The sequence below is a fragment of the Roseovarius indicus genome, assembly GCF_008728195.1.
In the GTDB taxonomy this organism is placed as follows: Bacteria; Pseudomonadota; Alphaproteobacteria; order Rhodobacterales; family Rhodobacteraceae; genus Roseovarius; species Roseovarius indicus.
Window position 1 is genome coordinate 1,629,979 of the sequence record NZ_CP031598.1, and the last position, 26,136, is coordinate 1,656,114.

The window sequence follows — 26,136 nt, forward strand, 5'->3', positions numbered from 1 at the left end:
TGAGCGGTGGCGAATTTCTGCAAACTTCGCATGCGCCCGAAGCGGGAGCTGGCGCGCTGAAGCATGGTGTGGGACGGCAAATTCGTGCCTCTGACAAAGCTAGGGCCAGGATGTCAGATCTCCTGTGAGGGTCAGGTTAGTTCCGCTTGCAGCCATGAGACAAGGCTATCCACAGCGGTGTAATTCGAGCGCCTTGAGCCTCTGAAGACGGAAATCTCATTTGGTCTATCGACATGTTGATGGCAAGCGGCTCGCAACTTGCCGTCCGCGATCATGTCACTGACCGTTCTTTTCCAACCCAAGGCGACCCCCTGGCCGGTGACCGCTGCCTGAAGCACGAGGGGGTAACTGTCGAATGATACGATCCGCAAGCGGGACGGACGGGGAATGCCGGTGGCGGCGAACCACTCCGGCCAGTCAAACCAGTCTTGCGGCGTGACGCGATGCGACAGGAGAGGGAGGTTGCCCAAGGTTTCCGGCGAGATTGGATCGGGATGATCCGCGAGCAGGGAGGGGGCGCAGACCGGAAAAATGGAGTCCGCCGCGGTGAAGAGCAACCGGGCCGAACCCGAGGCGCGACCGGTGGTCTGCAGGGCGATGTCGAAGGGTTCGGTCGCCTCCGTAAGCGGTGCAAGCGCACTGACGAGTTGAAGCTGCACCTCGGGATGGTTGGCATGGAAATCCGAAAGCCGCGGCATCAGCCAGTAGAAGGCCTCGCAGAGCTGGCAGCGAAGCACGACGGTATCGGGGTCGCGGCTGCCGCGAATGGCGGCGACTTCGGCGCGGATGGCTGCCAGCGCGTCGCCCGCGACCTGTCCCAGCCGCCGACCCTCCTCGGTCAGGAATACCGCGCGGTTGCGGCGTTCAAACAGGCGTAAGCCCAACTCTTCTTCTAGCTGCCCGATCTGGCGGCTGACGGCGGTCTGCGTCAACCCAAGCTCCTCGGCGGCACGGGTGAAGCTCTCGAGCCGGGCCGCGGCTTCGAACGGGCGCAGCCTAGCAAGTTGGATGTCGTTGTGTCGCATTACGTTTACTCATGCAATTTTCCTGTTTTATCATTTTTATTGGCCCCTTGTGAATGATTGCATGCCCACATGTCATCATTTCGATCCTTTTTGCCGCCGATGCCGGCCCTTGGTTCGGGACTCGCCGCGATCACTGCGGGCGTGTTGCTGCTCTCGCTGTCCGACGCGCTGGTGAAACTCGCCAACGAGGGGCTTTCGCTTGGGCAAGTTTTGACGATCCGATCCGGCATTGCCGTGTTGTGCCTTGGGGCAGTCCTGCGGCTGACGACACGGGAGAAAGTAAGCCTGGTCCGCGTCACGGGCTGGGTGTGGTTACGCAGCCTTTGCCTCGCCCTGATGTGGGGATGCTACTATGCAGCGTTGCCCGAACTGCCGTTCTCCATTGCGGCTGCCTGTTATTACACCTCGCCGATGTGGATGGCTTTGTTGTCTTCAAAGCTGCTCGGAACGCGCATCGGGGTGCGCGGCGCGTTTGCGATCCTTCTCGGTCTTGTCGGCGTCATGACGATTCTCCGGCCGGGGCTCGATGACGTTTCGCCAATGGTCGCCCTGCCGCTTCTTGCCGGGTTCTTCTATGCGCTTGCAGCCGTCATTACCCAGGGCCGTTGCAGTGCCGTCCCGGCGATGTCTATGGCAATGAACCTTAACCTCGTTCTGCTACTGAGCGGTCTGGCCCTGGTCGCCGGCCTGTGGTGGAGCGGACGCAATAACGACGCGGGGTTCCTGTTGTCGGTTTGGCCGGCTCTGGAGGCGGCGGACCTGGGCCTGCTGGCCGGGCTGGGCGTATTGCTCGCCGTCATCACCGCCCTTGTCGCCTATGCGTATCAGAGGGCGCCCGCACCTGTCATCGGCTTGTTCGATAATGGGTATCTTGTCTTCGCCCTGTTCTGGAGCGTCCTGATCTTTGGCGATCGACCGGGCTTAATCGATCTTCTGGGAATTGTCCTGATTGGGAGCGGGGCACTCCTTGCCACCACGGTATCGACCAGTTGCGGTCGGGACCGAAGCGATGAGGGTTGATCTTGTCACTGGAGACCTGGATTGCCTACACCACCGCCTGCGTTGTCCTGACAATGATTCCGGGACCGAGCGTCATGCTCGTGGTCGCGCAGGCGCTGACGCGGGGTAGGGTGGCAGCGGCGATGTGTATTCTCGGAGACGTGGTGGGGAGCATCGTGCTTGTCGGGCTGTCCTTCGCCGGGGTCGGCGCCATTCTTGCCGCTTCCGCCATCCTATTCCAACTCGTCAAATGGGTCGGGGTGCTTTACCTCGCCTGGCTGGGGATTAGTCAGATCATAGAGGCGCGGCGCGATGCACCGGAGAGGGCCAGCCATGCAGGGGGCGCCTCGTCCTGGAGCAGCTTCTGGGCCGGGACCGTGACCGCCGTGCTGAACCCCAAAGCGATCGTTTTTTTACATGGCATTCCTTGCCCAGTTCATTGATCCGCAAGGCGATTTGCTCGTGCAGCTTACGGTGCTGACGGTGACCTCGAGCCTTGTTGTCGTGGTGCTGCTGGCCGGGTATGCGCTGATTGCAGAGCGGGCGGGGCAGCTCTTTGACAGTCAGCGCGCGCGTCGCCGCATGGGCTATGCTGGCGGCGGGTTCATGATCGGCGGCAGCGCGGTGATGGCGGTGACGCGCTAGGCCTGCCGCGTCGTTGCCGGGGAAGGGTCCCGGAAGCCCGTCGCGCAGCCTTCTGGCCTCGGGCGCAGTTTCCTCTCCTTTGCCTCAGACGAAGTGCTTGCCCCAGTCCATCGGAACGAGAACGCCGCCGAGATGCAGAAATCTGCCCGCAGCGAGATTTCGTTCAGCCAGAAGGCGCCCCGCAAGTGCAACGTGACCTGCTCCTCTGGGAGCCCGCGCTTGTCGGTCAGTTCAGTTCCGGGTTTGACCGTCTTTGACCGTCGGTGATACTCCCACCGGGTGAGCCCGTCGAGGCTCGTGTGGGGACGGTGATGGGTGTCGTCGATGCACGCGGTTTGGTCTCCTTCCGTGCAAACGGCTATATGACGTTGGGCCTCGATGGTAAGACCATGACCAACGATAGGAAAAACCCTCTGCCATTGGTCGTAAGTGATATCGGCGTTCCGACTGATTGAGTGTCAGAAAGGCGCCCGTACAAATCGATCCGAACTGTGCCATTGGCGCTGACGTAATGCAGATCCGGAGCGTTTGCCCGGATACTTGTCACCAGCCCAACGAACCTGCTCTCCCGGCCCATCAGAATGGCATCAGGCCCGTGCCACAAGTTGAAAACCCCTGCTGTTGTTACAAGTGCCGTAGCCTGAAATACCACCTAGGCGCGAACCAGAAGTCATTGGAATAAAGAATGAAAATCCATTAGAAAGGGGCATTGCGGTTTGGGAGGAGCGCGATGGAATTTCGGCAAATGAAAGCCTTTCAGACTGTAGCGCGTGCGGGCAGCCTTTCGCAGGCTGCGATGAGCTTGTCCGTAAGCCAGCCGATGGTCACGCGACACATTCGCCAGCTTGAGGAAGAATTGGGAGTCGAGCTGTTTCACCGCACCGGCCGCGGTGTCGTGTTGACCGAGGCTGGCGTCATGCTGAAGGAATATGTCGATGAGATCATCGACCGCGAGGAGGTGGCGCGCAATGTCGTTTCAGCCATGCAGAAGAGCCCGAAAGGCAAACTTGTCCTCGGTGTGCCGCCTTCAGTTGGAACCGTTCTGACCGTACCGTTAGTGAAAAAGATCAAGAACGAGTTCCCCAATGTTACGTTGAGGGTGATCGAGGGATTCTCGGGACATGTGCTGGAGTGGTTGACGGTCGGACGGATAGATGCGGCTGTGCTTTACAATCCGCCGCGGCTGCCATCGGTCGTGACGGAGCCTCTGGTCGAGGATGAGCTTTGTCTGATCGGTCCGATGGTTGCGCGGAATGCACCGGATACGCCGGTTGTAAGTCTCGAAGTGATGTCGAGCCTGCCCATGATCCTGCCCAGCCGTCCCCACGGATTGCGGCGCCTTATTGATGACGAAATGACGAAGGCCGGCTTCGAACTTCGCGTCGACATGGAGCTGGAAGCGATGTCGTCAAACCTGATGCTGGTGGAGGAATCCTCGGGATATACGGTGTTGCCTTATGCCACGGTGCACAGGCTGGTGCAGCAGCGCCGCGTGCGCGCTTGGCGGTTTGACCCCTCCCTGTCCCGGCAGCTTCTTCTGGCGACCAGCACAAGCAAGCCGATGTCACCTCTGATCCGGTCGATGATGCGGACCTTCAGGCAGGAGGTGCGCGATATCATTTCAAGCTTTCCCTGGCGCCCGGGACCATGACGTGCCCAAGCATACGGAGCTTGTCAGTGCCCGTCGCGACGGCATTCCATTCAAGCTTCGATCAGGGGGTGCGGGGCGGATGATCCAGACGAACGATATCATGCAGGTCAGCTGACACAGGGCGGTACCGTTCGAGAACAAGCGGGTCATGGCCGGGAATGATACGGTCTTCAGCATCCTGACCGGCAAGCTCCTTCATCCGGCGAACACCGTCGAGGACCGCTGCCGCATTGTCGAAAACGGGGAAGGGCTGGGCGCGCTCCATGTTCGCGTAGAAATGCGCCGCGTCCGAGCCCAGGACAACCGGGCCACGCGCGGTGTCGACCCGGACGACCTGAAGCCCGCGAGAATGGCCGCCCACATGGTGAACGGAAAGGCCGGGTGCCAATTCCTCGTCGCGATGGTGAAAGCAGACCTTTCCCTCGTAGACACGGCGGATCATGGTCACAACGTCTTCGACTTCGAAAGGGTGGTTGATCGCCTTGTGGCACATGCAGCGGCCCGTGGCGTATTCCATCTCCGTGTCCTGAAGATGAAAGGTGGCCTCCGGGAACATGTCGTTATTGCCTGCGTGATCGTAGTGCAGGTGGGAAATGATTACGTCTTGAACCTTGGCGTGATCGATCCCGATGGCGGCCAAGCCTTCGGCAACGGGCCGGATCAGGGTCCGGCCGCGCTTGGAGCCCATGTCCGCCGAGAACCCGGTATCAAGCACGAAGGTCCGTGTCTCTGACCGAATTGCCCAGACGAAATAGTCGAGCGGCATGTCCACGTCGTGACTGTCCCCGCCTAGAAAATTCTGGGAAGACTTGCGACCGTCATGCCCGAAACGAACGGCATGGATCTCGTAAGTGTCCGACATCCTAGGCCTCTGCCGCGCCCTGTTCGGACGAGCCGACCTCGACATGCGCCCAGCCTTCGACGATCTTGACCATAGATGTGAAGTCGCTTTCCGCACCATAGACCTGGTTGGTCATGCTGAGCATCTGGCGTACGGCACTGCCCACGACCATCGGAACGCCCATCGCCTCGGCCTCGTCCACGCAAAGCCGGACATCCTTGAAGGATAGACCGGTGGCAAAACCGAAATCGAACGTGCGAGGCAGTACGGATTTCGGAAACTTGTCCTCGGTTGCACTGTTGCGGCCGCTGCCGGCGTTGATGACGTCCAGCATGATCTTGGGGTCCAGCCCGGCCTTGACGCCCATGACGACGGCTTCGCAGGACGCGGCCAGCGCCGAGGCTGCAAGCAGGTTGTTCGCCAGCTTCATGGTCTGGGCCGATCCTGGGGTTTCCCCCATGTAAAACAGTTTGCCGAAAATCTCGAGAACCGGGGTCACCTCGTCATAGGCGCTGCGCGGTCCAGAGTTCATCACGGCCAACGTGCCGTTGCGCGCGCCTTTCAAGCCGCCACTGACGGGGCTGTCGATCATGGCTTTGCCCTCTTTCTCGAGGGCCGCGGCGATGTTGTTGGCAACACGCGGGCCGGTGGTGCTGATGTCGATCAGTATGCGCATAGCTTTGCCGTGGATTGCGCCGTTTTCCCCCAGCGATACCTGTTCGAGAATCTGCGGGCTGGGCAGGCTGACTATGACGATCTCTGCACTGTCGGCAACAGAGCGCGGGCTGTCCGCAGCGGTGGCGCCAAGCGCGGTCAATCGGCGTGTAGCGGCAAGGTCGGTGTCGTGGATCACCAAGTCGTATCCTGCGTCGATCAGCCGGCCGGCCATCGGTTCGCCCATCTTGCCGACCCCGACAAAACCCAGTTTGATTTTGCTCATATGTTTTCCTCCTCCGGTGCCAGGCGTTCGGCCTGGGTGTTTCCATCCTGCGCAGGCGTGACAGCCTGCGCGTGTTTCGGTGCTGATGGGTCTATGGAGCCGTCAGCGACTTCGAAAAGTTCGATTACATCGCGGACTTCGATCCGGTCCCCGACGCCAAGCGCATCGACCGCGGCCGTGTACATGACCTTGTCCTTGGGACAGGAGGTCACGAAGGTCGTCACGTCCGGCAGGTCCATCGCCTCGCGGATGCGGTTTTCGCTGGGGCGTTCGATCACGCCCTCGTCGTCCTGCCAGATGCGGCCGCCGCCGGCACCGCAGCAAAAGCTGTTCTCGCGGCAGCGTGGCATGTCGTGCAGCTCGAACCCGGCCGCTGCGATCAGCCGGCGCGGAGCATCGAATTCGCCATTGTAGCGGCCAAGGTAGCAGGGGTCGTGATAGGTCGCCTTTCCACCAGCGAGCCCGTGTGCCGCATTCAGGCAACCGGCCTCCAGCAATTCAGCCAGGAAAGTCGTGTAGTGCTGCACATTATAGCGAGTACCGAACACGCCGTATTCGTTGCGAAGGGCGTTGAGGCTGTGAGGGTCCGTCGTAATGATCCGGTTGAAGTTTGCGGCGTCAATCGCCTCGATATTGGCTTGGGCAAGCATTTCGAACAGGCCCTCTTCACCCGAGCGGCGCACATCGTTGCCGCTGTTTTGCTCAGCGTCGTAGAGGATGCCGAAATCAACACCGGCGGCCTTGAGAAGCTCGGCCACGCGGCGCGTCGTTTCCTGTGCGCGAGGATCGAAAGAGGCGTAATCACCCACAAACCAAAGGACGTCGACCGGCTCCTTCCGGGCATCCTTTGGTTTGAAGGATAGGGGCTTTGTCCAACGCGCGCGCTGACGGCCCGGGCGGCCCATCGAATTGCCCGTGTTCGTGAGATTCATGAAGGCATCCTGCATCCCGGCATTGACGGTGCCATCTTCGACAAGTGTGCGACGCAGGTTGATGATCTTGGGCAGATGCTCGATCTCGACCGGGCAGACTTCCTGACAGGCACTGCAAGTAGTGCAAGACCAAAGGGTTTCCGGTGCGATGGCGCCGCCAACGATGGGTTCGTGGACACGCTCGGGGTCGGTCATCGCGTCGCGCAGATCGGTGATCAGAAGCTTCGGGCTGAGGGGCAGGCCCGCCGCGTGGGCAGGGCAAACCTCCTGGCAGCGCCCGCATTCGGTACAGGCCAGAAGGTCGAACTTCTGTTTCCAGTCGAACTCCGTGAACTCCTGAACGCCGGGAACGTCCTTGTCTTCCCGCTGGTCCGGTGACCGCCCGCGAGAGCCGAGATTTCGGAACCAGATATTCGGCGCCGCAAGGAACATGTGGCGGTGTTTCGAGCCGGGAATATAGACGAGAAACCCCAGTATCGCGCAGACATGCACCCAGTAGAAAAACCGCTCGCCCAGAAATGCGTTCATGTCGAGCTGGGCCACGCCTTGCGCGATGGCTGCGGAGATGGGACGCCAGCGCGGGTCTGCCCCCTCGAGCACGGCAAAGGCGGATTCCAGCAACATCGAAACAACGATCGCCAGGATGAGAAAATAGATGGTCGTGGCATCGCGCGAATTGGAGCCGCGGAACCGCGTGGGCCGCATGACGTGCCGATGCCAGGTCGCCAGCGCGACCCCCGCAACCATCACGAGGGCGAATATGTCTTGCAGCAGGGCAATCCAGGTGTTTCCGCCGACGGGGGCCAGGCTGAACCCGGGGAAGAGACCGGATCCGAAGGCCTGGATGATCGCGGTCGACAGCACCAGGAACGACGTGAAGATCATCGCGTGGAGCACGCCCGACAGCGGCTTGCGCAAGAGCTTGCGGTGCAAGCCCACGGCAGCCAGTACCCCAGCCAGCCGAACGCCCGGGTCGCCACGACGCCCGGCAGCGGGCCCGTCGGCGAGCAGCGGCGCGATCAGGTGGCGTGAACGCCACCAGGTCACGGCAATGGCCAGCAGGGTAATCCCCCAGAGGATCAACTGTTCCGTCATGCCGCGTCGCCTGCCGCCGCGACCGGGTTTTCTTCGAGGAGTTCTTCCAGTGCATCCATGAAATCGAACATGTCGCATGTGGCGACATAGTGAGCGACATTGAAGATGGGCGCGTCGGGATCACTGTTGATGGCTACGATCGATTCCGCGGATGCCATCCCTTCGAGATGCTCTGGGGCGCCCGAGACGCCAAGCGCAAGATAAAGGCCCGGCTTGACCTTCTGGCCCGACTTGCCCACCTGGCGCAGTTTCTCTAGCAGACCGCCATCAACCACGGGGCGGCTGCCAGCGAGCTCCGCCGATAGGGCACTCGCGAGGCCGCGGGCCTGTTCTATCCCGGTTTCGTCGCCGATTCCGCGACCAACGCATAGGATCCGGTTCGCCTGGGTCAGGTCGACGCCCGTAAGTTCGGGGCGATCCACGCCGGTCAGGCGGGTGCTGTAGGCCGCTTCGGCGTCGGTACCTCGCTTCAGGTCACCGACCACCGGTTGCGACGGGGCGGCTTCGAATGAGCCCGGCGTGATCGACAGCACGCAGCCGGCCCCGATCCGCGACGTGGCATCGAGTTTCCCGCCGTAGATCTGAGAGCGGACAAGTATATCTGCGCCGGCACGCTCCAGGCCTGTCACGTAGGCGAGCATGTCCATGTCGCAGCGGGCGGCGAGCCACGGGCCGATATCGAGACCGAGCGCGGAATAGGCCACCAGCACCACGTCGGGCCGATCCTCTGCTACCAGGCTGGCCAGGGCCACTTGTGCGGCCTCGGCCGTGGGAAGCCCCTCTGTTTCCGAAAGCAGGCCGACAACCTTGTCCGCGGCGCCAAACTGTTCCTTTGCTTCGGTCGGGTGGCCCAATGCAGCCACGGTCACCTCTCCGTCGTCACCACATACGGTGCGGGCGGCTGTGATCAGTTCCAGCGAAACGGGCTCGAAAGCGATGTCGCTGGGGTCGCTGATGACGAGAACTTTCATGCCACTGCTCCGCTTCTGATGAGGTCTAGGAATTTGGCGGCCGCGTCTTCGGCTGTTCCGCCCAAGGATGTCGCGGCTTCGTCTCTCTGCGGGCGCGCGAGTTTTAAGAGCTCTCCCGATGGTTCGAGCCGCTCGGCCTCTGCCGCGGCAGTGGCAATTGGCAGTTTCGAAGCTTCACGAAGTTTGCTGCCGGAAACGTAGCGCGGTGCCTTCGATGCTGTCTGCACGCCCAGCACAGCAGGCAAGGTCAACTCGTAATGTGCCGTGACGCCGCCACCGCGTTCCTGCGATACGGCGAGGCCCGTGTTGGCCAGCGCCACACGGCTCGTACCGGACAGGCCTGGCCAATTCAGGATCGCAGAGAGATAAGGCGCAAGCTGACCATGCAGGTCCTCCGCGGCCTGAACGCCGGTCAGCACGAGATCGACGCCTTCGTTCTTCGCGATCGCCGCCACATCGCGAGCGATGACGCGCGACGATATCATGTCATCCGGCTCGGTTTCATATTCAATGGCGCGATCCGCACCACGGGCCAGGGCCATTTGCAGAACCCGCCCGGCCCCTTCGCCGCATCCCAGCGCAATCACTTCGCCGCCACAGGCTTCCTTGAGCAGAATCGCTTCTTCCAGGGCCTGGTCATCAAAATCGTTGAGTTTGAAATCAAGCCATTCGTGGTCAAGGCCGGGGCTGTCTTCCAACAGTTCCAGCTCACATGCCGGGTCTGGCATCATGCGCAACACGACCAGTAGTTTCACGGCGCTTCCTCCCGCATTGTCTTAATTCAAGTGCGTCGCGCTCATGCCCGTGACCGGGCCGAAAAGCCGGCGACGCCTTCCTCCAACTAGAAGCTAATCCCGGGGCGTTCCTGGCTGGAAGTGCCTCAATGGTAATACCGGATATTACCTCAATGCGGATTGACCGGAGCGCCTGTCTCGCTGCTACTGTTAAACCGTGGATTGGCCGATATCGTGCAGGCAAGCCATTGAAGAGGAATGATTTTTCTTCCTCTCGGAGGAGGCGCACGATCATCGATGGCTGATTCATCGGAGATGTCAAAGGGAGGAAAGAACATGCATTCCGATAAGGGAAAAGGCATGGCCGCGAAGGTTTTGGCCATGGGATTTGTCGCCGCGATCAGCACGACTTCTGCGGTGCCGCTCAGTGCTGCAGAGGACACCGCGCAAGCGGCGAAAACCGGGTATGAGGGGGTGCCGCGCACCTGGCTCTGGAACCCCAATTTCAATGAGATGATCGACACGTCAGAGTACAAGAAGGAAGGCCCCTACGTGATCGGCTTCTCGAACGCGTCGATCTCCAACGCATGGCGCGTCGCCTTCCAACATGGCGTTCTCTGGGCCGCCGGCGAGAACTCGGATCAGATCGAACGATTCCTGGTCACGGATGCCAATGACGATCCCTCGAAGCAGATCGCCGACATCCAGGATTTGATCAGCCAAGGCGTTGATCTGCTTCTGATCGCATCTGCGACAGAAGAAGCTCTGGACAGCGTTGTCGGCCGCGCCACGCGGCAGGGCATCCCGGTCGTCATGGTGGATCGCAAGGTTTCGACCCGTGATAACTACATCACTTTCGTGACCGCTTCGGACACGGTGGTGGGGCGCATGGAAGCGCAATGGATGGCCGAGTATCTCAACGGCGAAGGCGATATCGTCATGCTGCCTGGCATCGCCGGTTCGTCGGTGGCGGAAGATCGCATCAAGGCGAACAAGGAAGTCTTGGCCAAATTCCCGGGCATCAACGTGCTGGAGATGCAGTATACCGACTGGAACCCGGCCACGGGCAAATCGACCATGGCGGCCCTGCTCCAGAAATACGGTGACGAGATCGATGGCGTGTTGGCCGACAGCGCTCTTCAGGGCTACGGCGCGATCGAAGCCTACCTGGATGCAGGTTACGGAAAGGGCGAGATCCCTCCGATGACGGGCGGCGACGTGGCGCGCATGTACCAGCTCGCGCATACCTATGACGTGCCGATGATGGGGATCGATTACCCGACCTCGATGGGAATTACCGGCGTGGAAACTGCGCTTGACGTGCTGAACGGTGTTCCGGTTCCGGCCCGTGTGGAAGTCAACATGCAGGTCGTGACATCGCCGGATGCCGAGACCCCATCGGTGCGGGCCGATCGCTATCTGCTAGATCATGTCAGCATGGATGATCCCGGTGACCTGTCTCCGAGCCACGGTCTTCCGGATGGGTACAACCCGGCTACGTTCGATCCCGAATATCCAAAGTAACGGAGAAATGTTTCCTGTCCCGCATGGAGGATGCGGGGCAGGGGTGTCGGGTTGTTCGGACGAACAAGTGGAGGAGCCAATGTCACTGCCGGTTCTCGAATTGCAGAAAATCGAGAAGGTCTATCCGGGCGTCAAGCCGCTGGACCGGGTCGATTTCCAGGTTTTGCCGGGTGAAGTTCATGCCCTGTTGGGTGAGAACGGTGCGGGCAAGTCCACGCTTACAAAAGTCATAGGTGGAAGCACCCGGCCCAATGGCGGTAGCATCACCTATTTGGGCGAGACAGTGACATGGCGCTCGCCGCGACAGGCCCGCGATGCCGGTATCCATATCATCCATCAGGAGCTGGCGCTCTTTCCTGAACTGACGGTTGCCGAAAACATACTGATCGACCATCAGCCGCGCGGAACCCTGGGGCTGATTTCCCAGCGCACCCGGATGCGCAGGGCACGCGAAGTTCTCGACACGCTCGGTGTCGACATCGATCCTGCGGCGCGCGTCGATGACCTGCCGTTGGCCGAGCAGCAGATGGTGGAGATAGCCAAGGCTCTGGTGGGGGATCTGCGTTTGCTGATCCTTGATGAGCCGACGGCAGTCATCTCGGGCCGCGAAGTGGATCTGTTGTTTGACCGGATGCGCCATCTTCGCGCGCAGGGTATCGGGATCGTCTACATCTCGCACCGCCTCGAAGAGATTTTCGAGATTGCGGATCGTGTCACCGTGTTGAAGGACGGCCAGGTGGTTGGGACGCGGCCAGTGGCAGAGCTCACGCGCGACCAGATGATCAGCATGATGGTCGGGCGCGAGATTGCCGGGATTTATCCGCCGAAGGCCGCCAAGCCGCCCGTTGGGGACCCGGTGCTTTGCATTCGGGGTCTTTCCTCCGGGCAGCGTGTCCGCGACGTGTCAATCGAGCTGCGCGCGGGCGAGATCGTCGGTATGGCGGGGATGGTCGGCTCTGGCCGTACCGAGGTCGCGGATGCCGTGTTTGGAGTGGGGCCGGTCGACGGCGGAGAAATTCTGCTCGACGGGCAACCGCTGGGCAATCACAGTCCGGCAGAATCCATCGCCCGTGGCATCGGGTATCTGACCGAGAACCGAAAGGGGCAGGGCTTGTTCCTGTCGATGCCGGTTTCGCTGAACGTGGTCGCTCCGGCACTGAAGGACATCAGCTCCGGCCCGATGATAGATGCCGCACGGGAACGCGATATCGCCCAGGAGCAGGTTGCAGCCTTCTCGGTTTCCACACCGTCGGTCAAGGTGCCGGTCGGGGCCCTGTCCGGCGGCAACCAGCAGAAGGTTCTGTTCTCCCGTTGGACAAGGATTTCCGACAGGCTGCTTATCCTGGATGAGCCGACGCGCGGTGTCGACGTGGGCGCCAAGGTCGAAATCTACCGCATCATTCGCGAGCTTGCCGACAAGGGTCTGGCGATCCTCATGATCAGCAGCGAACTGCCCGAGGTAGTGGGGCTTTCGGATCGCGTGGTCGTGATGGCGAATGGTGTGGTCACCGGGGAAGTCGCTGGGGACGGCATCACCGAGGATTCGATCATGAAATATGCGGTCGCAGGCCATGGGGAATCCACGGCGAATAAGGAGGCTTTGCCATGAGCGCGCTGATCGCAACATTTCGGGGCAACCGTCTGTTGCCGAGCTATCTTATCGTATTGGCGCTTCTCGTCATCATTCTGGTGGTTGGCGCCCAGGTGTCGGACCGGTTTCTGACATTTCGTAATTTTTCCTACCTGTTTCAGCAGATGATCGTGCTCGGCCTTGTCAGTCTCGGACAAACCTTCGCCATCCTGCTTGGCGGGATCGACCTTTCGATCGGCGCTCTGGTCGGGGCTGTCACGGTATTCCTTGCCTCATTCCTCGAATGGCAACCGCACCTGATGTGGGTGGCCGTTCCGGCCGCGCTGCTCTTGGGGGCGCTGGTTGGGGCGATCAACGGACTTTTGTCGGTTACGCTCAGGGTGCATCCGCTGATCGTGACGCTGGGCATGTCGTCGGTGATATTCGGCCTGACCTTGATGTACCGTAAGATACCAGGCGGGTCTGTTCCGATCGTGTTCGAGGAACTGGCCTATGGCAGTTTCTGGGGGGTGCCGATTCCGGCGGTGGCACTGGTCTTCTTCTTCGTCGTGGCCGGCCTTTGGCTTCAACGCAGTCGGTCAGGCCGCATGATCTATTTTGTCGGAGGGGACGAGGAGGCCGCCCGCCTGAACGGCGTACCTGTCAACCGTGTCAAGGTGCTCGCCTTTGCGCTTGCGGGGCTTTGCTCGGCGCTCGCCGCGGTATTCCTGACGGCCAAGACCGGTGTCGGGGATCCGAGGATCGGAACGGCCCTCACGCTCCAGTCGATCACGCCGGTCATCGTCGGTGGCACCATTCTGGCAGGAGGGCGTGGAGGCGTGCTCGGCACCTTCCTCGGCGTGCTGCTGGTGGCAATGTTGAACAACCTTCTGAATTTCGCGGGCGTGTCGAGCTACTGGCAATGGGTGGTCCAGGGCGGGATCATCATCATCGCCGTCGGTCTGCATCGTTCGAGAGGAAAGGCACAATGATGGAAGCGGACAAGAGCCGGGCACGCACAGGTGGCGGAGAGGGTCTGAACTTGGCGGCCGTAATGGAGAAGTGGGGCCTTTACATGTTCCTCGGCCTTCTTCTGGCGGTGGCCGCAGTGACGTCGCCGGCATTTCTCGCGCCCGAGAACATCGTCAATGTCCTGACCATCGCCGCACCGCTCGGCATGGTCGTGATTGGCCAGGTTTTCGTCATACTGGTGCGCGGGCTCGATCTGTCAGTCGCCTCGCTCATGGCCACGGTGGCGGTGATGGCCACGGCGTTCAAGGCAACGGACGATTCCATGATCCCGGCGATCTTTGCCGCGGCGCTGGTGATGTCTGCGCTGGTGGGGCTGGTCAATGGCTGGCTGGTGGCGCGCCGGGGCGTGAGCCCGTTTCTCGCGACATTGGCGACCATGATCATCCTGCAAGGCGCGCGCTTTGCCTATACCGGCGGGGCGCCGATTTCGACGCTGCCCCCGGGTATGAGCTGGCTGGCTTCAGGGAGGGTGATGGGCATTCCCGTCAACCTCATTGCGCTGCTTCTTCTGGCCCTGGTCGCCGGCGTGTTGCTGCACAAGTCCCGTCTGGGGCGCCAGATTTACATGGTGGGGACCAATCCGCAGGCCGCGCGCCTCAATGGTCTGTCGCCGGACCGGATCACCATCCTGTGCTACGTCATCTGCTCGGTATGCGCCGGCATCGGTGGTTTGTTCCTGCTCGGATATGTCGGCACCGTGTCGAACTGGGTGGGGCAGGGCTATGAACTGGATTCGATCGTCGCGGCAGTGATGGGCGGCGTCGCCCTTTCGGGCGGGCGCGGAACTGTCGTCGGAGCGCTGACTGGTGTCGTGGTGCTCGTCGTGATCAGCAACCTCGTCCTGCTGCTGGGTTTCCCCATCGAACTGCAGGAAGTCATCAAGGGCATCATCATTGTCGGTGCGGCAGCGTTCTATCGCACACGGCTGATGTGAGCCGGAAATCTCAAGGAGAGGAGAAACACATGTCCGTTTCGCAACTCAAGACGAAACCCCGCCGGCCACGTCGCGATGAGGAGGTCGATGTCCTGATCGTCGGGGCAGGGCCGTCCGGATCGGTCGCTGCGCTGGAGCTGGCCAAGGCTGGCATGTCGGTGGTCGTCATGGAGCAGGGCGACTGGCCGGAATATGCAGAATACACCGGCGCACGCCCTGAACACGAGCTGGTCTCGACCAAGCTGTGGCACCCGAACCCGAACGTAAGGGACAGCCCGAGCGACTACCCGGTTGATACCTCTACCACGGATATCAATCCGCTGATGTACGCAGGGGTCGGTGGTAGCGCCAACCTATACGGGGCCCAGTGGATGCATTTTCTGCCTTCGGATTTCCGCGTGCGGAGCCTCGACGGTGTCGCCGATGACTGGCCGATGTCCTACGAGGATCTGCTGCCCTACCAGCTTGAGATCGAACGCCAAGTCGGCGTTTCCGGGCTGTCGGGCGATCCGGCCTATCCGCCACGGGGACCATACCCGTTTCCGGCATTGCCGATGGGCAGCGTTGGCTACAAGGGGATCGAAGGTCAGGAAAAGATGGGGTGGCACTGGTGGCCCGGTTCCAACGCGATCCCGTCGGAGCAGCATGGTCAACTGAACCCGTGTGTGCGGCGTGGCACCTGCCTGACGGGATGCCCCGAGGGGGCGAAATCGACGACCGACCGGTCGCATTGGCCGATGGCTCTCAAGGCAGGGGCCATGCTGATCACCAATGCACGCGTCTCGGAGATCGAAACGAACGAGGAAGGCCTGGCGACCGGGGTTGTCTACTTTGACGCGAACGGGCGTCAGAGACGTCAAAGGGCGAAAGTCGTCATCCTTTGCGCCAACGGGGTGGGCACACCGCGCCTGCTCCTGATGTCCGGTGGCGAAGACGGGCTTGCAAACTCGTCCGGCCTCGTGGGCAAGCGCCTGATGATGCACCCCTTCGCGTCGATCCTGGCGTCCTTTCCGGACCCGCTCGACAGCTGGCGCGGACCGTTCGGCCAGCAGATCTATTCGCTCGAATTCTACGAAACGGACGAGAGCCGAGGTTTCGTGCGCGGATCGAAGTGGAACTGCATGCCCTCGGGCGGCCCGGTGGGCGTCTCCGGGGCCATCGGGTCAAAGGTTTATGTCTCGGAAGAGGGCGATTATCGCGATTTTTGGGGGAGTAACCTTCACGAGAACGTGGCGCGCCGCTTCGGCCATTCGCTCATCTGGGGGATCGTCGGCGAGGATCTTCCCGAGGAAAGCAACCAGGTCGTTCTCTCCTCCGATCTGACCGACAGCGACGGGCTTCCGGCGCCGCAGATACGCTATCAGGTCAACGAGAATTCGAACCGTCTGCTTCAGTTCAACATCGACCGGTGCCTGGAAAGCGTAAAGGCCGCGGGAGCGATCGAGACGCTGGTGAGCACGCCGGTTCGCGAAAGCGGATGGCACCTGATCGGAACGACGGTCATGGGCGCGGACCCAAAAACCTCGGTCGTTGATCAGTGGGGGGCGGCGCATGACGTGCCGAACCTCTACGTCATGGACGCGTCGACCTTCCCGACGTCGGGTGCGACCAATCCGACCGCAACCATCATGGCGGTCGCGCTTCGCAACACGCGCCGGCTGATCGCGGAACGTAGAAATCAGAAGGTGGCCTGACATGACTCAAGAGCAATCGACGACATTCATGGCATTGGCCGACGACCTGATCCCGGCCCATGATAGCATGCCGGCCTTCTCACAGGTCTGTACCTTCGACGAAACGCTGGCCGCGCTGGATTTTCGCACAGACCTCAAGGAGGGCTTTTCGCGGGCACTTGCCACAGACCTGCAAGAGGGGGCGACAGCCTATCTCGACAGGATCGTGCAGAAGGACCCCGAAGCCTTCGAAGCGATCAGCTCCGTCGCGGTGTGCACCTACTACATGAACCCGAAGGTTCGCGAGCTGATCGGATATCCGGGCCAGGAAAGCGTGTCCTACGACTCGAAGGCGACGCAGGGCTACCTGACTGACGGCTCGCTGGCGAGGGTCATCGCGCGCGGACCGATCTACAAACCCACACCGGAGCTCGCCGACTGAGGCGCCCCAAACAACCTATCGCAAATCCCCATACGGAAAGGAAAAGACCATGGACAAGGCAACCTTCGATAAAGGCCTGGAAATTCGCAAGTCGGTGCTTGGCGCCGAATTCGTAGAGAAGTCGATCGAGGCGGCAGATGACTTCAACCTGCCGCTTCAGGAACTGGTGACGGAATACTGTTGGGGTGCCGTCTGGGGCCGCGATACGCTCGACAAGAAGACACGCTCGATGTTGAACATCGGGATGCTCGCCTCCCTGAACCGCAAGCACGAACTGACGATGCACGTGAAAGGCGCGATCCGCAACGGCGTGACCAAGGAGGAAATCCGTGAGGTTCTGCTGCAGGTCGTGATCTATGCCGGTGTGCCGGCAGGCGTCGACAGTTTCCGGACCGCAAAGGAAGCGCTGGCAGAGCTGGACGAATAATGCCACGCGATCAGGTTTCCGTAGAGACATATGAAATGCTAATCGGTGGGCGCTGGACCGGCGCCCATTCCGGCGAATATTTCGACAGCCATGATCCTTTCACCGGTGAGGTCTGGGCACGTCTGCCGCGGGCCGGCGCGGAAGATGTCGAGAGTGCGGTGGAGGCAGCCGACACAGCTTTCCGAGGAGAGTGGAGGTCGATGACCGCGTCGAAACGCGGGCTGTTGTTGAACCGCTTTGCCGATCTATTGGCGGATGAGGCCGAGCGTCTCGCCGAACTGGAGACGCGGGACAACGGCAAGCTGATTGCCGAAATGCGCATGCAGCTCAATTACATGCCGCAATGGTATCGCTATTTTGGCGGTCTTGCAGACAAGGTCGAAGGCCGGGTCATCCCGATCGATAAGCCGGGGGTGATGAACTACACCCGCGAGGAACCGGTGGGTGTCGTGGCAGCGATCACCCCGTGGAACTCGCCCCTGATGCTTGCGTCCTGGAAATTGGCGCCGGCGCTTGCCGCGGGATGCACCGTCGTCTGGAAGCCGTCGGAGTTTTCCTCGGTCTCTGCCCTGGCGTTTGGCAGGTTGTTCGAAAAGGCGGGGTTCCCGCCCGGCGTCGTCAACATAGTCACTGGCCTGGGGCAGGAAATGGGTGAAGCCCTGGTGACGCATCCGAAGGTTGCCAAGGTTGCCTTCACCGGCGGCGATGCCTCCGGTCGCAAGGTCTACGGCGGAGCAGCGGACAACCTCAAAAAGGTGACGCTCGAACTAGGGGGCAAGTCCGCCAATATTGTTTTCGAGGATGCCAAGATGGAAGCCGCTATTCCCGGGCTGGTATCCGGCATTTTCGCGGCGTCCGGGCAGACGTGCATCGCCGGGTCACGTGCCCTTGTGCAGCGTTCGGTCTATGACGAGGTGCTCGAGAGATTGGTGGACTTCGCGCGCTCAGCACAAATGGGCGATCCGTTGGACCCCGAGACCCAGGTCGGACCGATCACGACCCAGCCACAGCGCGCCAAGGTGATGGACTATATCAATATCGCGAAGGGCGAGGGCGCGCGTTGCATGCTGGGGGGCGAGGCGCCCGATGGGGACGGCTGGTTCGTCGAGCCGACTATCTTTGGCGACGTTCGCCAGGATATGCGGATCGCGCAAGAGGAAGTGTTTGGTCCTGTCTTGTCTGTCATCCCGTTCGAGGACGAAGAAGAGGCGGTGTCGATCGCCAATGACAGCATTTACGGTCTCGCGGCAGGGCTCTGGACTCAGGATATCGGCCGGGCAATGCGGCTGCCCGAACGTTTGGAAGCTGGCACGGTCTGGGTGAATATGTATCGCGCGACCAGCCCGCTATCACCCTTCGGTGGGGTGAAGCAATCGGGCATCGGCCGGGAGAACGGCCAGACCGCCATTAGGGAATACCTTCAGGAAAAGTCCGTCTGGATCGACATGGAAAATTCGATCCCGGCGCCCTTTGTCCAGCGCTGAGGCGCAGGCAGAGAAGACGCGAAGAGAGGAAGATCAAATGACTAGTCATGTTGCTGCGGCATCCGAACATCCGGATGCCGCCCGGGAATTCTTGCGCCGAGAGCATGGGCTTGTGATCGGTGCGGACCGTCGCTCGGCAGCTTCGGGGCAAACGCTCGATGTGCTCGACCCCTCCAATGGTTCTTGCCTTGGCCGGGTTCCTGCCGGGGGCCAAGCGGATGTCGATCTCGCCGTCGCTGCGGCCCGGAAAGCCCTCGACGGGCCGTGGGGGCGCATGACCCCTTCCGACAGGTCGCGCTTGATCTGGCGGTTGGCCGAAAGTCTTCTCGACCATGCCGAAGAACTGGCGACGATCAACACGCTGGAGAACGGCAAGCCGATCGGCGACAGCCTGAATGGAGAGGTTCCCTTTACTGCCGATGTCTTTCGCTATTATGCGGGCTGGGCCACCAAGCTGAACGGCGAGACAATGACCGTCAGCGCGCCCGGCGAGTGGCACAGCTACACGCGTCGTGAGCCGATCGGCGTGGTCGGACAGATCATTCCGTGGAATTTTCCCCTGGCGATGCTGGCTTGGAAAGTGGCACCGGCACTGGCATGTGGCTGCACCATCGTCCTGAAGCCCGCGGAGGCGACGCCCATGGGGGCTCTCAGGCTGGCGGAACTGGCCCTTGAAGCCGGTCTGCCCGAAGGTGTGCTCAACGTGGTGACGGGATATGGCGCCGAAGCCGGCGCCGCGATCTCGGGGCACCCGGGGATCGAGAAGGTGGCCTTCACTGGATCAACGGTGACTGGCCGCGCGATCGCGACGGCTGCGCTCGGGAACCTCAAGAAGGTCAGCCTCGAACTGGGTGGAAAGGCCCCGACCATCATCCTGAAGGATGCCGATCTGGAGACGGCCATCGAAGGCGCTGCCTTTGGATCGTTCTTCAATGCCGGGCAGAGCTGTGGGGCAGGGACCAGGCTGTTCGCGCATCGGGACGTATTCGACCGGGTGGTCGAGGGCGTTGCCGAGGCGGGCGGCGCCATGCGTATCGGGGCCGGAATCGATCCCGATACACAACTCGGCCCGGTCGTTTCCGACCATCAGCAGGCCCGCATTCTGAGGCTTCTGGACGAAGGCCGCGCCGACGGGGCAGAGATGATCTGCGGCGGGCGCGCGGCCGATCGCGAAGGGTACTTCATCGAGCCGACCGTTATCACGGATGTGACGCCGGACATGTCTGTCATGCGTGAAGAACTGTTTGGCCCGGTGGTTTGTGCCGTGCCGTTCGATGATGATGACCTCGACACGTTGGCCAAGGCGGCGAATGACACGCAATACGGGCTGGCCGCCGCAATCTGGACCAACGATCTCGGACGTGCACACCGTTTGGCCGCGAGGATCAAGGCTGGAACGGTCTGGGTCAACACCCACAATTTCAACGACGCGACTATGCCGTTCGGCGGCTTCAAGCAGTCGGGATGGGGTCGTGATCTCGGGGCTCAGGCGTTGGAGCTTTATTCAGAAACCAAGACGGTCGCCATCCGGCTGCCGTCATAGGGAGGTCAAGATGGACTGTTTCGAAATCCTCGATCCGCGTTTCGCGCGGTTGATCGACCCGGTAGCCTTTCTCGAGAAACTGCACGGCGAGAACCGCTGGGCCGAAGGGCCGGTCTGGTTCGGTGACCTGCGCTGCCTGGTCTGGAGCGACATACCGAATGACCGGATGCTGAAATGGGAAGAAGAGACCGGCGCTGTTTCGCTTTTTCGCGGGGGAATGGAGAACCCGAACGGCTCGACCCGAGATCGGCAGGGACGCTTGGTCACCTGTGAACAAGGTGGCCGCCGGGTTCTGCGTAAGGAAATGGATGGGACGGTAACCGTCCTGGCGGACCGGCACGCAGACGGACGATTGAATTCGCCGAACGACGTGGTGGTTAAATCCGATGGCTCCGTCTGGTTTACCGATCCCAACTACGGAATCATATCTGACTATGTCGGCCGCAAGGCGGCGCAAGAGCAATCGGGATGTCATGTTTTCCGGCTCGACCCGGCGACCGGTGAGCTTACGGTCGTTGTCGATAACATGGATATGCCGAACGGCCTGGCCTTTTCACCGGATGAAAGCACGCTTTACATCGCCGACAGCGGTTGGCTGACCGACCGTAGCGCGCCGCATCATCTGCGCGCCTTTGACGTGGAGGGTGACAAGCTGGGCGCCTCGCGTGTTCTGGCGGAAATCTCTCCGGGAATTCCCGACGGGCTGCGGGTAGACGTGGAAGGGCATCTATGGGTCAGCGCCTGGGATGGCGTGCATTGCCTGACACCCAACGGGGAGCTCATCGGAAAAATCAAGGTACCTGAAGTTGTTGCGAACCTCTGCTTTGGCGGGGCGCGCTACAATCGTCTGTTCATTACTGCCACGACCGGTATCTACTCGGTCTTTCTCAACACGACGGGTGTTAGGTATGCCTCTGCGCTGAATTAGATCGGCACGGCCGGTTGGGTTCGGTCCTTTCAGTTCGGCGCTCTTGAACAGGATTGACACGGGGTACGTGCGTCCTTGTTCGCTCCCCACTGACCTTCTCCCCTTGGTGTCCGCGCTAATACGCTGGCGCTGTTCAATGTCTGGTCCTCTTCCGACCCTCGGTATCACTTTTGCGGGGTGAGCTCGTCGAAGCTCTCACCCATACCGGACCCCGGTGGCGCACGCAGCGAAGGGCCGCTACGGCAGTTCTCGACGGTAAGACAGACAGGGCGGAATGCAGATGTTCGACACACCTCATTCAACGATCTCTTTTTCTAGGCGAAGCGCGCAAATCAAGCAAATGCCCAGGCGTCTCGATCTGCCTGCGATCACTATCTCAAATGTGCAGTTCCGTCTTTCCGGCCAATTTCTTGTGCGTGCCCGTGAGCTTCATCACGAATACGAAGAAGACCGGGGCAAAGATCACGCCGAGCAAGGTTGCGGAGATCATTCCACCCACGACATAGGCGCCGATGGCGTTCTGGCTGGCCGCAGATGGCCCGGTGGCGATCGCCATGGGTACGACGCCCATGGTGAAGGCCAGAGAGGTCATCAGGATCGGGCGGAACCGGAGGCGGCAGGCTTCGACCGTGGCTTCGAGCAGTCCTTGCCCTTCGGTGATGAGATCTTTGGTGACCTCGACGATCAGGATCGCGTTCTTTGCGGACAGACCGACAATCGTGATGAGGCCCACGGTAAAGAACACGTCATTGGCCAGCCCCAGGGTCGTGACCGCCGCGACCGTGCCGACGGCGCCCATCGGCACGATCAACATGACCGATAATGGGATCGACCAGCTACCGTAAAGCCCGGCAAGGCACAGGAAGACGAATAGAACCGAGAGGCCGATCAGGATCGGGGCCTGGCTGCCGCTTTCGATCTCCTGGAGCGACTGGCCGGTCCATTCATAGGTAAAACCCGATGGCAGTTCGGCGGCGAGCCGTTGCATCTCGCTCAGCGCTTCGCCCGAGGAGAACCCCGATGCCGCCTCGCCGTTGATGCGGATGGAGGGGTAGCCGTTGTAGCCCACGATCTGCACCGGTCCGTAGCCCCAGTCGGCCGTCGCGAAGGACGACAGCGGCACCATGCCGCCCTGCATGTTGCGGACGTTGAGCTTCATGACCTCCTCGAGGCTGGCCCGGGCCTCCGGCTTGGCCTGCACGATGACGCTTTGCATCTTTCCCGCATTGGGGAAGTCGTTCACGTAGCCCGAGCCAAGCGCGACCGAAATCGTCCGGTTGATCTCTCCGAACGTGACGCCGAAGGCGTTGGCCTTCTCGCGGTCGATCTCGAGGTTGATCTGCGGGCCGGGTGTCAGCCCCTCGATATACATCTGCCCGAGCACTGGACTTTCCCGGCCGCCTGCCATGATTTGACCGGCTGCTTCCTGCAGCGCCGCGTTCCCGTTGTTGCCACGGTCCTGCAGGCGAAAGGCAAAGCCATTGCCGGTGCCGAGCCCGGCAATGGGGGGCGGGGAAATCGCGAAGGCGATTGCATCGCGGATGCCGAAGAGCTGACCCGAAAGCTGGCCGGCGAGGGCGCCGGCGGCAAGCCCGGGCGCCTTGCGTTCCGACCAGTCGTCAAGCGTCACAAAGCTGATGGCCGAGTTCGGACCCTGCCCCGAGAACGAGAAACCCTGAACGGTCACGATGTCCGAGACACCCTCGGTCGAAAGGGCGATGCCCTCGACCGCCTTGGTCACTTCGCGCATCCGGAAGGAGGTCGCCTCCGGTGGGCCCTGCATGCTGACGATCAGGTAGCCCTGATCCTCCTGCGGCAGGAAGCCTGCGGGCACCCGGGCGTAGAACCATCCCAGCCCGATCACAAGCGCCAGGTAGACCAGCATCATGCGCCCCGAACGGCGGATCAGCCAGCCCACCAGGCCGGAATAACCTTTGGACGTGCGGTCGAAGCCACGGTTGAACCAGCCGGCGGGCCCGCGTTTTTCATGGCTGTGTCCTGGCGGAATGGGCTTGAGAAAGGTGGCGCAGAGGGCCGGTGTAAGCGAAAGCGCAAGATAGGCCGAGAAGAAGATCGAGACGACCATCGTGAGCGAGAATTGCTGGTAAATGATACCGACCGAGCCCGGGAAGAAGGCCAGGGGCACGAAGACCGCCATGAGGGCCAGCGTAATCCCGACAATCGCGCCCGAAATCTGGCTCATCGCCTTCTTCGATGCCTCGCGCGGAGACAGGCCCTCTTCCGACATGATGCGTTCGACATTCTCGACCACGACGATCGCATCATCGACAAGAATGCCGATGGCGAGCACCATGGCGAACATGGTGAGCACGTTGATCGAGAAGCCTGCGCCGAGCATCACCGCCAGCGTTCCGGCAAGCGCGATCGGTACCACCAGCATCGGGATGACGGTGTAGCGCAGGTTCTGGAGGAAGATCATCATCACCAGGAACACCAGCGCGACGGCTTCGAGCAGGGTGTGGACCACCTTTTCAATGGATGCGGAAACGAAGGGCGTCGTGTCGTAGGGAATGGAGTATTCAACGCCTTCCGGAAAGCTGGACCCGAGTTCTTCGAGTTTTGTGCGCACCCCCTCTGCGGTGTCGAGGGCGTTGCCGGTGGGTGAAAGCTGAATGCCGATCTGCGCGGCGTCCTCGCCGTTCAGATAGGATTTGAACGAGTAGTATTCGGCGTCGAGCTCTACCTCGGCGACATCGGACAGCCGGACGAGCGAGCCGTCCTCGCGGGCGCGCAGGACGATGGTTTCGAAGGCTTCTGGCGTGGTCAGCTGGCCTGTCACAAGGAGCGTGGCCTGCGTCTGCTGGCCCGCGGGGGCCGGTTGAGCGCCGATGGAGCCCGCCGAGACCTGTGCGTTCTGTTCCGAGATGGCAGCAGTGATATCGGTGACAGACAGGTCGAGACCCACTAGCTTGGCCGGATCGATCCAGATGCGCATGGCGCGTTCGGCAGAGAAAAGCTGAGCCTTCCCGACGCCCGGCACGCGGCGGATTTCGTTGAGCACGTTGCGGGTGGCGTAATCAGCCAGGGCGATCGACCCGAAGCCCGACTCCTCGCTTGCGAAAAGCGAGACGAACATAAGGTAGCTAGATCCGGCTTCCTCGACCGTCAGGCCCTCCTGCTGCACCTGTGCCGGCAATGAGGATTCGACCCGCCTGAGCCGGTTTTGGGTGTCGACCACGGCCTGCGAGACGTTGGTTCCGGAGGCGAATGTCACGGTGATGGTGACAGAGCCGGTCGCGTCTGACGTGGACTCGAAGTAGAGCATGCCCGAGATGCCGTTGAGTTCTTCCTCGATGGGTTGGGTCACCTGCTGATACAGGTCTTCCGGCGCTGCGCCGGCAAAACGGGTCGAGATCGTGACCTGTGGCGGGGCCACGTCGGGATATTGCGAAACCGGCAGCGACGGAAGCGAAAGCACCCCGGCGAGCGTGATGAAAATGGCGATGACCCACGCCAGCACCGGGTTGTCGATGAAGAACTTTGCCACTGGAGGTTACTCCGCGTCCGGGCGGGACAGGTCGTCGAGACGCCTGGCGCAGACATCGGGTGCTGCGGTGTCGGGCTCGGCCGGATCCGTCCAACAGACGGGGCCAACAGGGGCGCCGGGGCCGATTTTCTGGAAACCGTCGACGATGACCATTTCCCCGCCCGACAGGCCTTTTTCAATTGTCGTAGCGTTGCCGATGCTTCGGCCTGGCGTGACCATTCGGGGCTGGGCCGTTCCCGCCTCGTCGACGACGAAAACGCTTGCCGCGCCTGACGCGTCGCGGCGTATGGCCTGGCGAGGGACCAGCAGCGCGCCCTGCTCGCGGGCCTGTTCCACGGCGACGCGGACATACATGCCCGGAAGGAGAAGGCCGTCGGGGTTCGGGACCTCGGCTCGTAGTGTGACCTGTCCGCTGGACCGCTCGACCGAAGACTCCGCGAAGAGCAGCTTGCCGGGATAAGGGTAGAGCGAGCCGTCGTCGAGATAGAGTTTCACCTGGGCGGCGCCCGGTTCAACCTGTGTGAGAGCGCCCGAGTCGAGGGCGCGCCGCAATCGCAGGAGTTCCGAAACGGGCTGCTGCATGTCGGCATAGACCGTGTCGAGCTGCTGAATGGTGGTTACGGCCTCGCCTTGTGCGGTAACCAGCGCCCCCTCGGTGATGAGGGCGCGGCCGGCACGGCCGGAGATCGGCGCCCGGATTTCGGTGTATCCGAGATCCACTTCCGCCGCGCGCAACTGGGCGCGGGCTTCCGCCACGCCGGCCCTGGCCTGCAGAAGCTCCGCCTCGGCATTCTCGTAGGCGGCTTCGCTGGTGACGTTCCTCTGCTTCAGGGAGGCGTAGCGGCTTTCGGTCTGGCGCGCGTCTGCCAGAACCGCCTTGGCGCGTTCCAGTGCGGCGTTTGCGGCCTCGACGGCAATCTCATAGCGTGCCCGGTCGAGCCGGAACAGCACATCGCCCTTTTCGACATTGCTGCCTTGCTCATATGCGCGGGATTCGATGATCCCTCCAACGCGGGCGCGCACCTCGGCGACACGTGTGGCAACGATGCGCCCCGGCAGTTCGGAGCTGACGGCCAATTCCTCCGGTTCGGCAACCACGACGCCGACGGGGCTTGGCGGGCGGTCCTGGGCAGAGGCCGACAGGGCGGACAGCGCGGTTGAAAGGGCCATCAACACGGGGGCGGCAAGCGTAGTCATCTGACGGCCTGTTCGGACGGAAGATCGGGGCCTCGGGGCGG

Annotated in this window: 22 protein-coding genes; 14 read left to right on the forward strand and 8 right to left on the reverse strand. The window is 61.7% G+C overall.

Annotated features, from left to right (window positions below; all coding sequences use genetic code 11):
- Positions 1-131: 131 nt before the first annotated feature.
- Positions 132-1,025: a LysR substrate-binding domain-containing protein gene (locus tag RIdsm_RS07500; protein WP_057815013.1), complete on the reverse strand. Its 894-nt coding sequence runs from the start codon at positions 1,023-1,025 to the stop codon at positions 132-134.
- A gap of 69 nt (positions 1,026-1,094) precedes the next feature.
- Here RIdsm_RS07500 and RIdsm_RS07505 point away from each other — a divergent pair, with 69 nt between their 5' ends.
- From RIdsm_RS07505 to RIdsm_RS07515, 4 genes are all read left to right on the forward strand, one after another.
- Complete coding sequence (locus tag RIdsm_RS07505) at positions 1,095-2,045, forward strand: DMT family transporter (RefSeq protein ID WP_057815014.1); 951 nt, start codon at positions 1,095-1,097, stop codon at positions 2,043-2,045.
- Positions 2,046-2,047: 2 nt separating this feature from the next.
- Entirely contained in the window at positions 2,048-2,467 is a 420-nt protein-coding gene (locus RIdsm_RS07510; RefSeq protein ID WP_217625285.1) for a LysE family translocator, read from the forward strand.
- Positions 2,442-2,669, forward strand: a complete 228-nt coding sequence (locus tag RIdsm_RS30345; RefSeq protein WP_217625286.1) for a hypothetical protein — start codon at positions 2,442-2,444, stop codon at positions 2,667-2,669. Before RIdsm_RS07510 ends, RIdsm_RS30345 begins: the two co-directional genes overlap by 26 nt.
- A gap of 730 nt (positions 2,670-3,399) precedes the next feature.
- Positions 3,400-4,320: a LysR family transcriptional regulator gene (locus RIdsm_RS07515; RefSeq protein ID WP_057815016.1), complete on the forward strand. Its 921-nt coding sequence runs from the start codon at positions 3,400-3,402 to the stop codon at positions 4,318-4,320.
- A gap of 61 nt (positions 4,321-4,381) precedes the next feature.
- Here RIdsm_RS07515 and RIdsm_RS07520 read toward each other — a convergent pair whose 3' ends face one another.
- The 5 genes from RIdsm_RS07520 to RIdsm_RS07540 are packed head-to-tail and all read right to left on the reverse strand — an operon-like array spanning position 4,382 to position 9,854.
- Positions 4,382-5,182 (reverse strand): N-acyl homoserine lactonase family protein, encoded by an 801-nt coding sequence (locus RIdsm_RS07520; protein WP_057815017.1) that lies wholly within the window; start codon positions 5,180-5,182, stop codon positions 4,382-4,384.
- 1 nt (position 5,183) lies between these two features.
- Positions 5,184-6,101 (reverse strand): NAD(P)-dependent oxidoreductase, encoded by a 918-nt coding sequence (locus RIdsm_RS07525; protein ID WP_057815019.1) that lies wholly within the window; start codon positions 6,099-6,101, stop codon positions 5,184-5,186.
- Positions 6,098-8,128: a (Fe-S)-binding protein gene (locus RIdsm_RS07530; protein ID WP_057815021.1), complete on the reverse strand. Its 2,031-nt coding sequence runs from the start codon at positions 8,126-8,128 to the stop codon at positions 6,098-6,100. The genes RIdsm_RS07525 and RIdsm_RS07530 overlap by 4 nt, the downstream gene beginning before the upstream one ends.
- On the reverse strand, positions 8,125-9,099 hold the full coding sequence (locus RIdsm_RS07535; protein ID WP_057815023.1) for an electron transfer flavoprotein subunit alpha/FixB family protein: 975 nt from the start codon (positions 9,097-9,099) through the stop codon (positions 8,125-8,127). The genes RIdsm_RS07530 and RIdsm_RS07535 overlap by 4 nt, the downstream gene beginning before the upstream one ends.
- Positions 9,096-9,854: an electron transfer flavoprotein subunit beta/FixA family protein gene (locus tag RIdsm_RS07540; protein WP_143100431.1), complete on the reverse strand. Its 759-nt coding sequence runs from the start codon at positions 9,852-9,854 to the stop codon at positions 9,096-9,098. Before RIdsm_RS07540 ends, RIdsm_RS07535 begins: the two co-directional genes overlap by 4 nt.
- A 315-nt stretch (positions 9,855-10,169) precedes the next feature.
- Here RIdsm_RS07540 and RIdsm_RS07545 point away from each other — a divergent pair, with 315 nt between their 5' ends.
- The 10 genes from RIdsm_RS07545 (at position 10,170) to RIdsm_RS07590 (ending at position 21,390) form a co-directional block, all read left to right on the forward strand.
- Positions 10,170-11,357, forward strand: coding sequence for a substrate-binding domain-containing protein (locus RIdsm_RS07545; protein ID WP_160325837.1), 1,188 nt, complete (start codon positions 10,170-10,172; stop codon positions 11,355-11,357).
- Between the two features lie 79 nt (positions 11,358-11,436).
- Positions 11,437-12,966 carry a sugar ABC transporter ATP-binding protein gene (locus RIdsm_RS07550; RefSeq protein ID WP_057815028.1) on the forward strand — a complete coding sequence of 510 codons (1,530 nt, stop codon included), beginning with the start codon at positions 11,437-11,439 and terminating at the stop codon, positions 12,964-12,966.
- Positions 12,963-13,919 (forward strand): ABC transporter permease, encoded by a 957-nt coding sequence (locus RIdsm_RS07555; protein ID WP_057815030.1) that lies wholly within the window; start codon positions 12,963-12,965, stop codon positions 13,917-13,919. The genes RIdsm_RS07550 and RIdsm_RS07555 overlap by 4 nt, the downstream gene beginning before the upstream one ends.
- A complete protein-coding gene (locus RIdsm_RS07560; protein WP_057815032.1) occupies positions 13,916-14,893 on the forward strand; it encodes an ABC transporter permease in 978 nt (325 codons plus the stop codon). The genes RIdsm_RS07555 and RIdsm_RS07560 overlap by 4 nt, the downstream gene beginning before the upstream one ends.
- A gap of 29 nt (positions 14,894-14,922) precedes the next feature.
- Positions 14,923-16,587: a GMC family oxidoreductase gene (locus tag RIdsm_RS07565; RefSeq protein ID WP_057815034.1), complete on the forward strand. Its 1,665-nt coding sequence runs from the start codon at positions 14,923-14,925 to the stop codon at positions 16,585-16,587.
- A 1-nt stretch (position 16,588) separates the two neighbouring features.
- Positions 16,589-17,008: a hypothetical protein gene (locus RIdsm_RS07570; protein WP_057815036.1), complete on the forward strand. Its 420-nt coding sequence runs from the start codon at positions 16,589-16,591 to the stop codon at positions 17,006-17,008.
- Positions 17,009-17,057: 49 nt separating this feature from the next.
- Positions 17,058-17,435: a carboxymuconolactone decarboxylase family protein gene (locus RIdsm_RS07575; RefSeq protein WP_057815038.1), complete on the forward strand. Its 378-nt coding sequence runs from the start codon at positions 17,058-17,060 to the stop codon at positions 17,433-17,435.
- A complete protein-coding gene (locus tag RIdsm_RS07580; RefSeq protein ID WP_236553208.1) occupies positions 17,435-18,919 on the forward strand; it encodes an aldehyde dehydrogenase in 1,485 nt (494 codons plus the stop codon). Before RIdsm_RS07575 ends, RIdsm_RS07580 begins: the two co-directional genes overlap by 1 nt.
- Positions 18,906-20,462, forward strand: coding sequence for an aldehyde dehydrogenase family protein (locus tag RIdsm_RS07585; protein ID WP_236553209.1), 1,557 nt, complete (start codon positions 18,906-18,908; stop codon positions 20,460-20,462). The genes RIdsm_RS07580 and RIdsm_RS07585 overlap by 14 nt, the downstream gene beginning before the upstream one ends.
- Before the next feature lie 10 nt (positions 20,463-20,472).
- Positions 20,473-21,390, forward strand: a complete 918-nt coding sequence (locus tag RIdsm_RS07590; protein WP_057815042.1) for an SMP-30/gluconolactonase/LRE family protein — start codon at positions 20,473-20,475, stop codon at positions 21,388-21,390.
- Between the two features lie 376 nt (positions 21,391-21,766).
- On the opposite strand, the gene RIdsm_RS07595 is transcribed toward RIdsm_RS07590, so the two are convergent.
- Together RIdsm_RS07595 and RIdsm_RS07600 are read right to left on the reverse strand one after the other, a co-directional pair.
- On the reverse strand, positions 21,767-24,898 hold the full coding sequence (locus tag RIdsm_RS07595) for a multidrug efflux RND transporter permease subunit (protein ID WP_057815044.1): 3,132 nt from the start codon (positions 24,896-24,898) through the stop codon (positions 21,767-21,769).
- A 6-nt stretch (positions 24,899-24,904) separates the two neighbouring features.
- Positions 24,905-26,068 (reverse strand): efflux RND transporter periplasmic adaptor subunit, encoded by a 1,164-nt coding sequence (locus RIdsm_RS07600; RefSeq protein ID WP_236553210.1) that lies wholly within the window; start codon positions 26,066-26,068, stop codon positions 24,905-24,907.
- Between the last annotated feature and the right edge of the window lie 68 nt (positions 26,069-26,136).

Bases quoted from the DNA above. Each gene is read 5' to 3' on its own strand.
- RIdsm_RS07535 (WP_057815023.1), bottom strand. From the start codon at position 9,099: ATGAAAGTTCTCGTCATCAGCGACCCCAGCGACATCGCTTTCGAGCCC.
- RIdsm_RS07555 (WP_057815030.1), top strand. From the start codon at position 12,963: ATGAGCGCGCTGATCGCAACATTTCGGGGCAACCGTCTGTTGCCGAGC.
- RIdsm_RS07505 (WP_057815014.1), top strand. From the start codon at position 1,095: ATGTCATCATTTCGATCCTTTTTGCCGCCGATGCCGGCCCTTGGTTCG.
- RIdsm_RS07550 (WP_057815028.1), top strand. From the start codon at position 11,437: ATGTCACTGCCGGTTCTCGAATTGCAGAAAATCGAGAAGGTCTATCCG.
- RIdsm_RS07560 (WP_057815032.1), top strand. From the start codon at position 13,916: ATGATGGAAGCGGACAAGAGCCGGGCACGCACAGGTGGCGGAGAGGGT.
- RIdsm_RS07600 (WP_236553210.1), bottom strand. From the start codon at position 26,068: ATGGCCCTTTCAACCGCGCTGTCCGCCCTGTCGGCCTCTGCCCAGGAC.
- RIdsm_RS07575 (WP_057815038.1), top strand. From the start codon at position 17,058: ATGGACAAGGCAACCTTCGATAAAGGCCTGGAAATTCGCAAGTCGGTG.
- RIdsm_RS07515 (WP_057815016.1), top strand. From the start codon at position 3,400: ATGGAATTTCGGCAAATGAAAGCCTTTCAGACTGTAGCGCGTGCGGGC.
- RIdsm_RS07500 (WP_057815013.1), bottom strand. From the start codon at position 1,025: ATGCGACACAACGACATCCAACTTGCTAGGCTGCGCCCGTTCGAAGCC.
- RIdsm_RS07590 (WP_057815042.1), top strand. From the start codon at position 20,473: ATGGACTGTTTCGAAATCCTCGATCCGCGTTTCGCGCGGTTGATCGAC.
- RIdsm_RS07545 (WP_160325837.1), top strand. From the start codon at position 10,170: ATGCATTCCGATAAGGGAAAAGGCATGGCCGCGAAGGTTTTGGCCATG.
- RIdsm_RS07530 (WP_057815021.1), bottom strand. From the start codon at position 8,128: ATGACGGAACAGTTGATCCTCTGGGGGATTACCCTGCTGGCCATTGCC.
- RIdsm_RS07570 (WP_057815036.1), top strand. From the start codon at position 16,589: ATGACTCAAGAGCAATCGACGACATTCATGGCATTGGCCGACGACCTG.
- RIdsm_RS07520 (WP_057815017.1), bottom strand. From the start codon at position 5,182: ATGTCGGACACTTACGAGATCCATGCCGTTCGTTTCGGGCATGACGGT.
- RIdsm_RS30345 (WP_217625286.1), top strand. From the start codon at position 2,442: ATGGCATTCCTTGCCCAGTTCATTGATCCGCAAGGCGATTTGCTCGTG.
- RIdsm_RS07565 (WP_057815034.1), top strand. From the start codon at position 14,923: ATGTCCGTTTCGCAACTCAAGACGAAACCCCGCCGGCCACGTCGCGAT.
- RIdsm_RS07525 (WP_057815019.1), bottom strand. From the start codon at position 6,101: ATGAGCAAAATCAAACTGGGTTTTGTCGGGGTCGGCAAGATGGGCGAA.
- RIdsm_RS07580 (WP_236553208.1), top strand. From the start codon at position 17,435: ATGCCACGCGATCAGGTTTCCGTAGAGACATATGAAATGCTAATCGGT.